The sequence below is a fragment of the Streptomyces sp. NPDC000878 genome (genome assembly GCF_053599695.1).
The window spans coordinates 60,124-72,915 of record NZ_JBSFMT010000028.1 but is presented as its reverse complement, the minus strand read 5'-3'; the positions used below and the strand labels follow the sequence as shown (position 1 = coordinate 72,915).

The 12,792-nt window shown below is 67.7% G+C and carries 11 protein-coding genes and 1 pseudogene; 7 read left to right on the top strand and 5 right to left on the bottom strand.

What is annotated here, in order from left to right; genetic code table 11:
* Nucleotides 1-19 precede the first annotated feature (19 nt).
* Both ACWDR4_RS24625 and ACWDR4_RS24620 read right to left on the bottom strand, forming a co-directional pair.
* Nucleotides 20-1,216, bottom strand: coding sequence for an ISAs1 family transposase (locus ACWDR4_RS24625; protein ID WP_450411672.1), 1,197 nt, complete (start codon nt 1,214-1,216; stop codon nt 20-22).
* Between the two features lie 628 nt (nt 1,217-1,844).
* Nucleotides 1,845-3,254 (bottom strand): annotated as a pseudogene (locus ACWDR4_RS24620) (IS701 family transposase).
* 291 nt (nt 3,255-3,545) lie between these two features.
* On the opposite strand from ACWDR4_RS24620, the gene ACWDR4_RS24615 reads away from it, so the two are divergent.
* Nucleotides 3,546-4,043 (top strand): hypothetical protein, encoded by a 498-nt coding sequence (locus ACWDR4_RS24615; RefSeq protein ID WP_450411670.1) that lies wholly within the window; start codon nt 3,546-3,548, stop codon nt 4,041-4,043.
* Between the two features lie 6 nt (nt 4,044-4,049).
* On the opposite strand, the gene ACWDR4_RS24610 is transcribed toward ACWDR4_RS24615, so the two are convergent.
* Entirely contained in the window at nt 4,050-4,586 is a 537-nt protein-coding gene (locus ACWDR4_RS24610) for a hypothetical protein (RefSeq protein WP_450411668.1), read from the bottom strand.
* Between the two features lie 161 nt (nt 4,587-4,747).
* The gene (locus ACWDR4_RS24605) at nt 4,748-5,188 is read right to left on the bottom strand and encodes a pyridoxamine 5'-phosphate oxidase family protein (RefSeq protein ID WP_450411666.1); all 441 of its coding nucleotides are present in this window, start codon (nt 5,186-5,188) and stop codon (nt 4,748-4,750) included.
* Between the two features lie 702 nt (nt 5,189-5,890).
* Here ACWDR4_RS24605 and ACWDR4_RS24600 point away from each other — a divergent pair.
* Genes ACWDR4_RS24600 through ACWDR4_RS24590 form a run of 3 tightly spaced genes read left to right on the top strand, consistent with a single transcriptional unit; the run spans nt 5,891 to nt 8,766 of the window.
* Complete coding sequence (locus ACWDR4_RS24600) at nt 5,891-6,424, top strand: hypothetical protein (RefSeq protein WP_450411664.1); 534 nt, start codon at nt 5,891-5,893, stop codon at nt 6,422-6,424.
* 3 nt (nt 6,425-6,427) lie between these two features.
* Nucleotides 6,428-7,543 carry an MAB_1171c family putative transporter gene (locus ACWDR4_RS24595; RefSeq protein ID WP_450411663.1) on the top strand — a complete coding sequence of 372 codons (1,116 nt, stop codon included), beginning with the start codon at nt 6,428-6,430 and terminating at the stop codon, nt 7,541-7,543.
* Between the two features lie 26 nt (nt 7,544-7,569).
* Entirely contained in the window at nt 7,570-8,766 is a 1,197-nt protein-coding gene (locus tag ACWDR4_RS24590) for an amidohydrolase family protein (protein ID WP_450411661.1), read from the top strand.
* A gap of 45 nt (nt 8,767-8,811) precedes the next feature.
* Here ACWDR4_RS24590 and ACWDR4_RS24585 read toward each other — a convergent pair whose 3' ends face one another.
* Complete coding sequence (locus tag ACWDR4_RS24585) at nt 8,812-9,681, bottom strand: helix-turn-helix transcriptional regulator (RefSeq protein WP_450411659.1); 870 nt, start codon at nt 9,679-9,681, stop codon at nt 8,812-8,814.
* 1,056 nt (nt 9,682-10,737) lie between these two features.
* Here ACWDR4_RS24585 and ACWDR4_RS24580 point away from each other — a divergent pair.
* From ACWDR4_RS24580 to ACWDR4_RS24570, 3 genes are read left to right on the top strand one after another with little or no spacing between them, the layout of a single operon-like run.
* Nucleotides 10,738-11,097 (top strand): hypothetical protein, encoded by a 360-nt coding sequence (locus ACWDR4_RS24580; RefSeq protein ID WP_450411657.1) that lies wholly within the window; start codon nt 10,738-10,740, stop codon nt 11,095-11,097.
* A gap of 3 nt (nt 11,098-11,100) precedes the next feature.
* Nucleotides 11,101-12,042 (top strand): hypothetical protein, encoded by a 942-nt coding sequence (locus ACWDR4_RS24575; RefSeq protein ID WP_450411655.1) that lies wholly within the window; start codon nt 11,101-11,103, stop codon nt 12,040-12,042.
* Nucleotides 12,042-12,749, top strand: a complete 708-nt coding sequence (locus ACWDR4_RS24570; protein WP_450411652.1) for an ATP-binding protein — start codon at nt 12,042-12,044, stop codon at nt 12,747-12,749. The genes ACWDR4_RS24575 and ACWDR4_RS24570 overlap by 1 nt, the downstream gene beginning before the upstream one ends.
* The last annotated feature ends 43 nt before the right edge of the window (nt 12,750-12,792 follow it).

Genomic DNA, 12,792 nt, shown 5'->3' with positions numbered 1-12,792 from the left:
ACTGGGTTCGTCACGTGAGTCAGAGGGCTCGTAGGGGCCGGTGGTAGTCGCGGCCGGTGTGGCGGAGAGCGGCGGCGGTGTTGCTCTGGCCGTCCTGGCGGAAGACGCTGATGGCGAGGTTGCGCAGGGAGGCCATGGCGCGGGGCAGGGTGCCGGTGCGGACCTTGGAGTCGTCCTCGCGGAACGTGCGGTCCCGCACGTGGTGCAGGAGGTTCTCGATACCCCAGTGGCCTCTGATCCAGGCGGCGAGTTGGGCCGGGGTGGCGTCGTAGATGTCCAGGCTGGTGATCAGGTAGACGCGCTCGATGGTCAGCTTCCCCGTGCTCAAGTCGCGTCGCCACCGTACGACTTGGATCGCCTGGCGGGCGCCGGGGTAGTCAAGGTGGCTGAACGCGGCGACCTTGAGCCGACGGATCTCATCGCGGTGGTGGGCGTGGTCGCGAGTGCGGTGCCCGAGCGGGATGTCCCGCCAGGGCAGCTTCCTGACCTGGGCGTACAGGCCCGGATGATTCTTCTTCACGACAGCCACGTAGTACGCGCCGCGACTGGTCAGAAAGGCCCCGTGGTCGTGCTGGGTGTGCAGGGCGTCGGTGGTCACCACCGAGTTCTGCAGATCCAGGCCGTCCAGCAGGGGTGTGAAGGAGGGGATCTCGTTGCTCTTGGAGGCGACCTGCCGCTGGGCCAGGACGACGCCGTGGTGGTCCATCGCCGCCAGCAGCTGTATCGCCGCGGCCGTTGCGGTTCGCGATCCGCGGACCACCTTGCCGTCGACCGCGATCACCCGTCGCACCGACCCATTCTCCGCGTCCGAATCGACCGGGGGCGGAGTTCTGGCCTGCAGATACGCGTTGATCGCCGCGTCCAGCGCGTCACCGTCCACACGCTGCAGCAGGCGGCGCACGGTTGCGGCGTGCGGCACAGGCCGCAGACCGGTAAGTGGATCTGCAGCGAAGCCGAGGACACCCAGAAGATGCTGCGGGGCATCCGTGATCCACTCGCTGATCGCGATGAGCGAGCGAGCCCCGGTCAGCACCGCCGAGGCGGCTGCGCACAGCAACGCGAGGGCCGGATACCGCAGCCCTCGCGCATCGCGGGGATCGGCGACCAGAATCAGGAAACGCCGCAGGTCAGCGATATCGCTTGAGGTGAGGGGATCAGTCGGGGAGCCCAGTTGCCCCAGTGCGGAAGGGATGGGCGATGATGTTCGGGCAGGCACGGTCTCGCTCGGTTCTCATGGGTCTCGACAACCACATGATCACCAGCACCGTGCCTGCCCTCTCTCCGGAGTCCCTTGACGCACAACGGACATGACACCACGTCACTCACGAGACCGGCGAACCGGACCAATCCCAATCGCGCAATGCCCCTGCCCCCTCGCCGCACGCCAATACCTGGTCGGCTGTCCGCTGCAGACTCGATTCCATATGCAGCAAGGTATCCGTTCGGCAAGGGCTCAACACCTTGATCAATAGATTTCGTACGGGATCAACTCCTTTACCGAGCCTGCTATCTCGGGTGGCCATCCGTCCTCGGAATCCTGCCGGTGTAGTCCTGGTGGAACGAGGTACGCGTGCGCCTCCGGGGCTGCCGGACAGCAGGGTCGTCGGTATGGGAAGCGATAACCGGTGGCAGTGGCGGGTGAGCCGGGTGCTCTTCGCCGGCGGACCGCAGGACCGTATCCGGCTGACAGTCGACGATGCGCTACGCCCTGACGGCGAAGCCGTCGTGTATCCGTACGTCGCGGCGCCGGACTTCTCTGAACTAACGGGCCCCAGGGAAGCACACGATGTCCTCGACAGCTCGTGTGGTGCTTACCGGTAGTTCGTTAAATCCGGCGGTAGAGGTCAATGCCGTGTCCGGTGGTGACCGCGTCGATCAGGGCCTGCAGGTCGGGGGGTGGGTCCTTGTCCGTCCAGGCTTGCCACCACCGGTGGAGGGTGACGGCGGGGGTGAGCCAGGAGCGGATGGCGCGTAAGGCCCTGGGCCAGCAGGGCGGTTGGGGCTGGTGGGACGGGGTTGGTCCCCCTCTCTGGCCCGTCGTCGGGGCAGGGGTCCGGCGCGGTGGCATCCAGGGGGCCGGGTGGGGTGAACCACTGGTCCCAGCAGAAGGAGAAGGCGCAGTTGACCAGGGTTTGGTGGCGGCGGATGGCGCGGGCGGAGCGGACCTGGAAGTCGGCCCAGCCGAGTTCGTCCTTGATCTGCTTGTAGCTCTGCTCGATCCATGGCCGCAGTCAGTAGAGGCGGACGATCTCGGCGAGGTCGGCCGGCGGGTGCGGGCCGGTGGTGGCGTGCGGTGCGTCGGAGTGGGGAAGGTTGGTGGCCAGGTACCAGGTGGCCTTCTCCGGCAGGCCGGCTGGGTCGGTGGTGGCCACGACCAGTCGGCAGGGTGAGTCGGGGCCGTAGCCGCCCAGGCGGGCGTCGGCGGCCCACCAGGTCTCGGTGTGCCCGTCGCGGAAGTGACGTTCCACAGGTGTCCAGTCGCCGGGATCCCTGGCATCGCACCAGGTCAGGGCGTGGGCTGCTTCGATGGGGGTGTGTGGCTGGTCGGCCGGGGCCCAGGTGCCGCGGTGTGGCTTGAGTGCGACGACGTAGGCCAGGCCGGCCTCGCGCAGTGCGAGGTACCAGGTGTCGCTGACGGAGTAGGCGCAGTCGGCGACCACGGCCCGGCAGTCGAAGCCCGCCTCCTTGCCTCGGGCCGCGAGAGCAGCGGCCAGCTGCGGTTTCGTGCGGAAGGCCGGATCGGACCGGCCGCGGGCGAAGTGGTGGGCGGGGGTGTAGGCAGTCGCGTGCAGCGGGTAGTACACGCGGCCGTCGGTCCACACCGTGGTCACCGTGACGATGCCGTTGTCCGTCTTGCCCAGTCGGCCCAGCCACTGCCGGCCCACATGTGCGGTCGCGGTGCCGTCCTTGCGGTCCCCGGAATCGTCGATCACGATCACCCCGCCATCGTGCGGAGCCGTCGCCGGTTCCTCGCGCAGCAGCTCAAGCCGCCGGTCGTTGACCAACTCGGCCTCCCAGGGCGATTCGGACAGGAAGAACTGCAGCCGCTGCACCCCCGGCATCCCCGCGCCGGTGACCGGTTCCGCCCCGGCCAGGCAGGTGATCGTCTTGTTCCGCTCCCTCGGCGCCAGCAGCCCGGTCAGGTACTCGCGAAAACCTCGCCGCTGGGCCAGGCTGAAGAAGATGTCGTCGAACCGGGCCGCGTAGTCCTCCAACGGACCCGGCGCAGGCGGACACGGACGGCGAGCAGTCATCTTCAGCCCCCAGCAAGGCAGTTGACTTCTGCCACCGGCCTACGACCAACCCGGTCTGTCGTCAACCCACGCCACCACCGGATTTAACGAACTACCGGTAGTAGGCCAACGCGCCCGGGGACCGCAACTGGCAAGGCGAATCACTCCTTGCACGCTGGTGGCCCGCACGCGACGGACGGCCGGGCCCCTGAACAGGACGGATACCCCGCAGACGACACCTGGCCGTAGCTATACGAGAACCGAGCCAACTACTCTGGCGGCAGATCTTCTGAACCGGAAAGGGAGGCCGCCGTGCCCGACCCGAGCACCCCCGACAAGAACGGCGAAAACGCCGCCTCCGTCGAGACCGCCAAGCCCCTGTCCAAGAAGAAGCTCCTCCTCGTCCTCGGCATCGGCGCCGTGGCCGTCGTCGCGGTCGGCGGCCTGCTCATCAAGCTCGCCCAGAAGAACTACGCCACCGAGGACGTCGAGACCGACGAGTCACTCGATGCCAGCGTTCCGACACCCGCGGAGCTTGAGTTCGCCGCCATCGTGCGCGCTGCCGCAGAAAGCGTGGGGAAGATCATGAGCGTCTCCACGAGCGGCTTCAACGTGGAAGCAAAGATTCGATCCAACTCCGGCAGGGGAACGTGGACGGCGTACTTCGGGTTTGATGAGGAGACAGGCCACTGCCACTACTCCCATCCCTACCGGGGCGCGACCGCGCCTCAGTTCTTCATCGACGAGGTTAAACGGCGACTCAGCGAAGCAGCGGCCGCTGGCGCGCAGCCCCCGGGCGGTACAGGGTGACCGGGATTAGTTGAGACTGGCGTCTGTCTCCGGAGTCTTTCGGGCGTTGTTCCTGAGGTTGGCGAAGGGCAGAGCTCCTCCGTGGAGTTCTTTGAACTCGTCGATCAGGTCCTGCTCAGCCTCACCCGCGCCGTCGTCCTCGGTCGTCGGCCGCCAGGCGACGAGCAGTGCGTCCGAGTCGGCCAGCTGCCAGATGTAGCGTCCGCCCCAGTGGCCGGCCAGCAGACCGGTGCCGTGGCGGCGGTAGTCGGCAAGCCGTTGATTCAGTCCGTCCTGGCCCGCGGCCTTGCCGATGTACACGACCGTTGCTCTGTCCACCCAGGCAGCGCCGAGCTTGTCGGCGGTTACGGATGGGTCGCGGCCTTTGAGGTGTCCGGCGGGGCTGGTGGGGAGGAACGACGGGGGCGAGGTGTCCGTGCGGATCACTACGTAGATTCCGTGCCCGGTGGGGACGTTGCTGTCGGGCAGTTCACGGAACGGCACGAAGCCGCGGAAGCCGCGTTCGGTCAGGGTCTTCTGCGTCAGCTCTGGTGTCGGGCTCATGCCGGGCATCGTGCCAGGCGCATCGAGGACCCGGACGATACGCGGGCGGCGTCGCTGGTGGAGGCGGTGCGAGCCTCGCTGACGTAACCGGGTGGCCGACGACGACAGGCCTTTCCCGCCTCCGGGGAGCGCCAGGGCGTCGCAGCAGGCCCACAGTTCTGTCAGGCCGCAGCGTTCGTGGTCTTGGACTTGGGTACATCGACATGCCCCATAGCCCGGTCGATCGTGATCTCGATGACCACGCGCTCCGGATCCGGGGCCGGCGTCCGCCCGTACCTCTTGCCGTAGCGCACCACGGCGTCGTTCACAGCCGCTGGGTGCGTGCGGACCTCGGCCGTGCCCTCCAGCGTCGCCCAGCGGCCTCCGTCCACTTGGCAGACGGCGACGCGTGCTTGGCCGGGCAACGCTGCCTGAAGGTTGGCGACTTTCTTACTCGATTTGCGAGTGATAACCAAAGCTGTACCGGCGTCGGCGTCCACGGTGACCCCAACCGGCACGACATGCGGGCGGCCGTCCGGCCGAAGCGTCGTCAGGGTGCACAAGTGGTACTCGTTCCAGAACTCCAGGTAGCCATCACTTTGGCGGTTTATCTCGGTGCGCATGGCCGGAAAGCCTAATCGCGAATGATGTCCATGCTGTCTGAAAGTGGCTAGGGCCACACCTCGCCCCTTGGCTCAGGAGTCGAGGGGTTTAGGCATTAATAGAGATGTTTGACCCATGTATTAATGGTGCAAAAATCTCGGATCGGTGACGAACTCGGCGCCTCTCGTGATGGTTGGCGTGGGCGCGTCAGGTGCGAGAAATGCCAGTTCAAAAGCATGATCCATATCTAGCTGTGCCGATTTGGTGCGATTTATTGTGTGGGGGTCGGTGGAGCCTGGGAGGCGACTTCCAGCCAGATCTCGACATGAGCTTCACGTAGTGTCCGATGCAGTTCCCGAAGCCCGCCTAGGGCGCTTGATGTCGTGTCCTTACCTGTTCGCTCTAGCGACTCTCGATGGTGAGGAGTCTTGGGCGTGCACCCCTTGCGGCCCATCGGCCGGGGCGTTCGCAGCCTGGTTTGACGCGCCGCCTTCGATGCCCGTGATCACTTTCGGCTGTGTCGTGCGACGGGGACTGGACCTGATGAAAACGGGCGCGGTCGTTGCCCGGCTTCGTGGACGAGCCATCCACGGTTGGTACGAAAAGGATTGCTGATGTGGTCGGGAAGAAGTGACCGTGACGCGGCTGAAGCCAAGGTTCCTGCGCAGGGCGCGGTGCGCCGTCGGCGGTTGGGGCGGTGGCGCACTGTTCAGAATCGGACGGTGGAGCGAGACCTGCACCGTCGGCTGCGGCGAGAGCTTCAGGACCTCGGCATCCAGCCCCCGCTGGACGTGAAGGAACTGTGTCGGGCACTCGGCGAGAGACGGGGACGCCCGATCGTCCTGCGGCCTTTCCCGCTGGAGAAGCCAGGGCCGTCGGGGCTGTGGGTCGACACGCCGCAGATGGACGTGGTCCTCTTCCAGCAGGAAACGACCCCTCTGCACCAGGACCACATCATCCTGCACGAGGTGTTCCACATCATCGTGGCCGAGGACGGGCCGGCCGAGGAAGAGCAGGAAGCCCCGGACGACTTCGTCGAGGGCTGGGCGAGCATGATCCCGGTGCTCGACCCCGCGCTGATCCGGCGCGTGGCCCGTCGGTGCTCGTACGACGACGGGGAGGAGTGCGCCGTCGAACTCGCGGCCACGATCATCCTGGAGTGGTCGTCGGTGCTTGATCACGTCACCCCGATGTCCGAGGACCCCTCGCTCCGACGCGTCCAGGCGGCGCTGGGCGACCGACGAGGGTGGCTCTGACCCGTGACCGGAGTAATTCTCCTGGGCCTCGCCGCTGCCGTCGTCTGGAAGCTGTACCAGTGGTCGCGAGCACCCCATGACGCGCCGCTTCGTTCCGTCACCCTGTGCCTGCTGAGCGCCGCGCTGTCCTATCCGCTGGCCATGCCCGGCGGTGCCTCGGGCGTCGACACCGTGGCCGGACACGGCACTGCGAAACTGATCCAGAACGTGCTGCTTCTGCTCACGGTCTACTTCCTGATGTGCTTCTACCTGTACTCGGCCGACGAGCAGGCTGGGCGTCTCCGCGCCAGGCGGGAAGCCCTCATCGTGGGATCCGTGGCAGTGGCGATCACGGTTGCCGCACTGTCGGTTCCACACGATGTGTTCGCCGGTTCCTTCAGCACGGCGGACATGACCATCCCGCAGATCGCCTTCTTCTACGCCGGCGCCGGCCTGTACCTCATGTACGCCCTCGGCGTCGCTGGCCGGTGGACTCGCCGCTACGCCCGTATGTCGCGGCGACCGCACGCCACCGGCCTGTGGATGGCCGCCATCGGCCTCAGCACAATGGCGGTGGCCTGCGCCGTCCGCGCAGTCTTCGTCGTCATCCGATGGAGCGGTAAGACCGTGCCGCAGCCGCTCATGGCGGGCGTTGCGTTCCTCCTCGTGGTGTCGATCCTGCTGTTCTTCGTGGGCGTCACCTACCCCGGGGCCCGCGCGAGGGTCACGTCGGTACGGCTCTGGCTGCGACGCCGCCGCGACCACCGTCGGCTGGCTCCGCTGTGGCAACTGCTCGCCGAGGCCTATCCCGAGAACGTACTGAAGCCTGCCTCCTCCGAACTCTGGGACCGGTGGCGGGCGCGTGGCGTGCACCGCCGCTACCACCGACGGATAGTGGAGTGTCGTGACGGACTGGTCGACGTCAGCCCGTTCCTGGCCGACGCGTCGGAGGACACCGAAGTGCTCGAACTCCCCCCTGCCGTGTTGGCGCACCGCCTTCGGCATGCCGTAAGCGCGATTGGAGAGGGAGCCCTTGCGCCACGTCCGGCGGTACCGCTGGCGGTGCCCAAGGAGGACAACCGGGAGGCAGACGTCCGTCAGCTGATCGCCGTGTCGGACGCGCTGCGCCTGTCTGCCTAACCACTGAAGTACCAAGGAGAGACCAGATGCTGATCACCGCAGGCCGAGTCCTCGTCGGCTCCGGGACGTACCTGGACGACGGCGCCATCCTCATCGAGGGTGACTCGATCACGGCGGTGGGACCGCGGGCAGAGATCGTGGAGCAGGCTGGCGCGGACGCGGTGCACCTCGCGTTCCCCGAGGGAACGGTCTTGCCGGGTCTCATCGACGCACACGTCCACCTCGCGTTCGACGGAGGCGCGGACCCCGTGGCCACGCTCCACGAGTCCAGCGACGAGACCCTCCTGGAGGACATGCGCCGCCGTGCGGAACAGCTTCTGCTCAGCGGCGTGACCACGGCCCGTGACCTGGGCGACCGAAACGGCCTCGTCCTCCGCCTGGACGAGGAGATCGCCCGCAGCAGCACGCCGGGCCCTCGGATCGTCTCGGCGGGCACGCCCGCGACCCCGCCCGGGGGACACTGCCACTTCCTCGGGGGCGAGGTCTCCGGCGTGACCGAGGTCCGTGACCTCGTACGGCGCAACATCACGGCGGGTGCCGGCGCGATCAAGGCGATGGTCACCGGAGGCGGCCTGACCAAGGACGGGCCGAAGAGCTGGCAAAGCCAGTTCACCCCGGAGGAGCTCCAGGCCCTGGTGGACGAGGCTCACCAGGCCGGCCTGCCGGTGGCCGCCCACGCGCACGGGACGGACGGCATCGCCGCGGCCGTGGAAGCGGGCGTAGACACGATCGAGCACTGCACGTGGATGACGAACGACGGCTTCGACCTCCGCCAGGACGTCCTGAAGCAGATCATCGACCGGGACATCGCCGTCTGCCCGGCCGTCAGCCCTCACTGGCAGATGCTTCCCCGGTTCTTCGGTGAGGAGCGGGCGGCGGCCATGTTCGATCTCGTGCGCCAGATGGCCGAGGCAGGCGTCAAGCTCATCGCCGGAACCGACGCAGGAGTACAGCGCGCAGGCTTCGACGGGTTGGTGCCCGCCCTGTCGTTCTACGCGCACCTTGGCCTGCCGAACAGCAGGATCCTCGACATGGCGACCGCCGACGCGGCCGATGCGCTCGGGCTGGGTGAGACGACGGGGCAGATCGCCCCCGGCTTCCGCGCGGACCTGCTCGTGGTCGGCGGGGATCCCCTCGATGATCTCGACGCGCTGAAGGCGGTGCTCACCGTCGTCGCAGCGGGGCGGCGGTACGAGCCGCGCGAGGCGTCGCAGCAGTCGTAGCTGCTCATTGCCTGTCCGGCGGTACCGCAGGGCTCTGGACAGGCACTACTCGTCCGCGTCCGGCTCCCGCTCCTCCAGCTCCGCGACCAAGTCGTTGACGAACTTCATGGCGTCCGACGGCAGGCCCTGAGCCCCCATGCCTCGGCCCTTGACGCGGCCCACGGACCCCTTCTTCGACGCGGCCAAGAGCCGCAGACCCTCGTAGACCTGGCGGGCCACGGCGTCGTCCGGCTGGAAGTACATAGGGGACACGCCGAGGAAGGCGGCCAGGCCATCGAGGACGACGGGCGAGGTGGATTCCTCGGTGCCCGTCCGGAGCGCGTGAACCCCCTCCTCGGTAATGACCTGCGACCCGGCGTGAGCGTTGACCGCGTCGGCGATCTCAGTGTCGGACGGGGGCCCTTGCGGTCCCGGGTACGAGCTCGTCAGGACCAGAGTGATCTTCTCAGCGAGAGAGCCGGGCGATCCGGTGGCGACTGGGGCAGCTGCCACGGCACGCGTTTCGGGTTCTCCGCCCCCCTTCTTCCGCTCCTCTGCCTCGGCGATCGAACGGTCCGCCGCCCGCCGCAGCTCCTCTTCGGTCACGTCGTACGTCGTTGCCAAGGCCGGGATGTACTTGTCCCGGAGCGGACGGTCACCCCGTTCCGCTCCGGCGACCGGGCCGGCGCTCTTCATCTCGATCACCGCGGCCATCTCGTACTGGTAGAGGCCGGCATCGCAGCGCAGATCCGCCAAGTTGGGTAGCCCGTAACGCGGAAACAGATCGTTCAGGTCGCGCTTGAGCACCCTGGCCAGGGCAGGCAGCTTCTCCGGGTCGGGGGTCGCCAGCCCGGTCTCCCAGCCGGCGACGGTCGAGTCGCCCACGCCGAGGGCGTCGGCCACCTCGGTCTGAGTGATCTCGGCAGCTCGACGCACCGCGCGGAGACGACCTCTGTCGAAGTGGCGAGCGGACATCGGACCTCGTTTTTACTCAAACCGAAGAAACGTCGGCGCGTTGACTTTTTCTGTAAATCGCAATAGCTTCATCTTAGCGAAAAACGAGGTGCCCCGCACGCCTGCTCAGGTCTTCGTCCGCCGCTCCTTCTGTAGCGTCTCGGCGTTGCGGGGAGGGCGCGCGAGGCTCGGGCAGCCCCGCGGGCGGAGCGTTCCCGTATCGCAGCCGGTGCCCGAGCATTCGCGTTTCCCGGGCGTCGGACAGTATGCGATCTCGCCCCTTTGCTTGGGCTCTGTGATTGCTCGGACGGCTATTCCCTGTCCCTGTACGGGACTTGGTGGTTGCCACCACACGGAGGGGTGTTCCATGTCTCCCATCGCGGATGGCATTCCGGTCGCTGCCGGGACTGATTCGTTAAGCGACTTGTGACGTTCCTGTACTTACGCGCGGCCTGCTGGGGTGGGGTCAATCATCTGCTTGACGCAGCCTCAACTGCGTAGCGATTCTGCGTCTCTGGAGTTCAGGCCGGGTTGATTGCGTTCATGTGCGCCGACGGACTTCACGCGTACCAATCCAGGATGCGGAGTCCTGCCCGGTCCGTGCTGAAGAGCGCCCCCCCGGTACAGGCGCTGCCCGGCGTTCGTACGGGCTCCGGCGCTTCATGCGCCACGCCGCGAAACTCCTGACGCCATGCCTGGGGAGATTGCGCATCGAGTCTCGTAAATATATGTCGAGTTGGCGTCGAAATGGACCAATGCCCGCCGCCCGCTGGAACGTTGGCAACGCCAGGCATATGTTGCTGCTCCGCCGGCGAAATCGCCGGGTCGCAACCCATGCGAGAAGGAGGGAAACCAGGACCGCGTCAATCGCCAAGTCCGCGATTTTCAGAGGGAAATGGGACCGGCGTCCAGAAGTTAGCAGCTTCCGGACGCCGGGATCGCCACCCCGAAGGGCGCGGATTCATAACCGGGGCGAGTCGGCTGACCTTTTCGACGAGAACGGCCGCCCCACCCCACCTACGAGTGAGGAATTCTCGCATGCCCGCATCCCGGAGCGGAAGGGCGCTCGCCGCCCAGCCCGCCAAGGCCGTTGCACCCACCGACGGTATCCGCCAGCACCGCCTGGCTGCCCTCCTGACGGACATGGTGCCCGGTGCCCGCATCATCCGCGTCTCGCAGCACCAGCCCAGCCAGACCTGGCCGAGCCCCTACACCCGCGCGTACGACGAGCGGGGGCAACCCATACCTCTCAACCGGACCCAGCGCGTAGCCACCGCCCGCTGGGTGATCCGAGCCTTCCCCGAGAAGAACTGGGACGAGGCGCACGACCTCGACCTGGCGACCGGGATCCTGCAGCCCGCTGTCGGGGCCTGCGCTCCATCGGACGGGGGCCGCTGACCCGTGGCCCGGATCCGAACGATCAAGCCCGAGGCCTTCGCGTCCGAGTCGCTCGCCGCGGTCTCCCTCACCGCTGAGCGGACCTTCTTCGGTCTGCTCACCCAGGCCGACGACCACGGCCGCTTCCGCGACCAGCCCGCCGTCATCACCGGACTGCTGTGGTCGCTGCGCCCGGAGCACGGCCCCGTGGACGTCGAGGACGACCTGACCCAGCTCGCCTCCGCCCATCTGATCTGCCGCTACGAGGGCGACGACGGCAAGCGGTACCTGCACATCGTCACCTGGCGCCAACACCAGAAGATCAACCGGCCCAGCGGCGTCCGCTTCCCCGTCTGCCCCGACCACGACGTCGAACAGCTCAGCCAGGGCGCACCACAACCTCACGGAGATGTCATGGAGTCCTCCCTGAAGGCTCACGGAGGACTCAGCGAGGGCTCACGTACCGCGCAGGAACTCTCCGAGCATCGGAAAGCAGCAGCTCAGAGCACATTCCATGAGCCTTCACGGAGCCGTCGTGGAGGACTCAGTGAGCCCTCCACGAGTCCTCACGGTCCGGATCTAGGACCTAGGAACTTGGATCTAGGAACTACTTCTCCTTCGGGGAGCGCAGGCGCCCCCGCACCGGAGACCGTCTCGACTCAGCAGCTCATGGCCGAGTACGCCGCTGCCTGCGCCCACCGCCCGCCCAGCGGCGTGCTCGGTCACCTCGGACGGGAGACCGCCAAGCTCCTCGCCGAGGGCATCGACCCCGCTCACATCCGCGCGGGGCTGGCCCGCCACCGGACCAAGGGACTGCACCCGAGCACCCTGCCGAGCCTCGTCCACGAGGCGATGAACGCCACCTCCGCCGGTTTGGTGCGGACGGAATCGCGGCCTAACGTGCCCGGTCACCGGGCCTGGGCCAATCCTGCCGACCCTGCCGCCGCCTACGCCGAGGAGCTGTGATGCGCGACCACGACGCCCAGCCCATCGGCGGCATCGCCCGCCGCCTTGCCGCCATCCTCACCTCCCGGGGCATCGACCCGGCCGCCCCGATCACCGACCCGGTCGAGCCCATCCCCGCCCTCCAGGCGGCCCAGGCCCGCATCCCGGCCCGCTACCAGACCGCCATCGCCGACCACCCGGCGGTCGCCGCCTGGGTCCGCGAGGTCGCCGAGGCCGGCCGTCCCGGACCGGAGGGAGCCCCGGGCATCGCCCAGGGCCGCTCGCTGCTGATCGTCGGCACCACCGGCACGGGCAAGACCCACCAGGCGTACGGCGCGATCCGGTCGCTGCTCATCGCCGGAGTCCGGCTGCGCTGGAAGGCGACCACGGCCGCCGACCTGTACGCGGAGCTGCGGCCCCGCCCCGGGCACGACGGTGAGCGGGAGCTGATGGACCTCGCCCGCTGCCCGCTGCTGATAATCGACGACCTTGGTGCGGCCAAGAACAGCGAGTGGACCGAGGAGATCACGATGCGGCTGATCAACCGCCGCTACAACGAGATGCTCCCGACGCTGATCACCACCAACCTCGGCATGGCCGACCTGCGTCAGCACATCGGCGACCGGGTCGCCTCCCGGCTGACCGAGATGAGCGACAAGGTCATCCTCGACGGCCCCGACCGCAGAAGAGCCCTCGCAGCCGATCGTCGCCGTATCCCTGCCGCCTGATCCCTGCCGCGACCGCTTCCGCCTCCTTCACGCACCAACCCCC

What these genes read in the sequence shown, in the direction of transcription:
- ACWDR4_RS24610 (WP_450411668.1), bottom strand. Translation starts at nt 4,586, where the DNA reads ATGAGCCCGACACCAGAGCTGACGCAGAAGACCCTGACCGAACGCGGC.
- ACWDR4_RS24590 (WP_450411661.1), top strand. Translation starts at nt 7,570, where the DNA reads ATGCTGATCACCGCAGGCCGAGTCCTCGTCGGCTCCGGGACGTACCTG.
- ACWDR4_RS24605 (WP_450411666.1), bottom strand. Translation starts at nt 5,188, where the DNA reads ATGCGCACCGAGATAAACCGCCAAAGTGATGGCTACCTGGAGTTCTGG.
- ACWDR4_RS24580 (WP_450411657.1), top strand. Translation starts at nt 10,738, where the DNA reads ATGCCCGCATCCCGGAGCGGAAGGGCGCTCGCCGCCCAGCCCGCCAAG.
- ACWDR4_RS24570 (WP_450411652.1), top strand. Translation starts at nt 12,042, where the DNA reads ATGCGCGACCACGACGCCCAGCCCATCGGCGGCATCGCCCGCCGCCTT.